Source organism: Oceanospirillum sediminis (genome assembly GCF_014164585.1).
Lineage (GTDB): Bacteria > Pseudomonadota > Gammaproteobacteria > Pseudomonadales > Halomonadaceae > Oceanospirillum > Oceanospirillum sediminis.
Window position 1 is genome coordinate 1 of the sequence record NZ_JACJFM010000280.1, and the last position, 333, is coordinate 333.

Consider the following 333-nt stretch of genomic DNA (forward strand, 5'->3'; position numbering starts at 1 on the left):
TTACCAATTGCTTAAGTGAAAAATTTTCTGCATTATAATTTACACGAACAGTTTTCTTTCCAAAATTCACTATTGATGAGCTTATTGAAGAGTTCAGTTTGTTCAAATTTTCTAGAATCCATATACAAGAGCTACAGTGAATATGTGGAATATATAGCGTAACAATCTGTGTGTTGTCATCGTTAAATTCAAGTAAGTTTTCCACAATTTTAGCATTGTCCAAAAAGTTGTATTTGCCTTCAATCTCTTTGGGAGTAGCTCCTGGAGCATCTTGTAAATCGTAGTAACAGGTTAAATCATTTGCAGAAAATGTCTCGTAAACAGTTTTACAAC

General features: G+C 32.1%; 1 protein-coding gene. It reads right to left on the reverse strand.

Features of this window, described 5'->3' with window-relative positions; all coding sequences use genetic code 11:
* On the reverse strand, window positions 1–333 hold a 333-nt coding region (locus H4O21_RS28690), incomplete at both ends, for a hypothetical protein (RefSeq protein WP_220495901.1).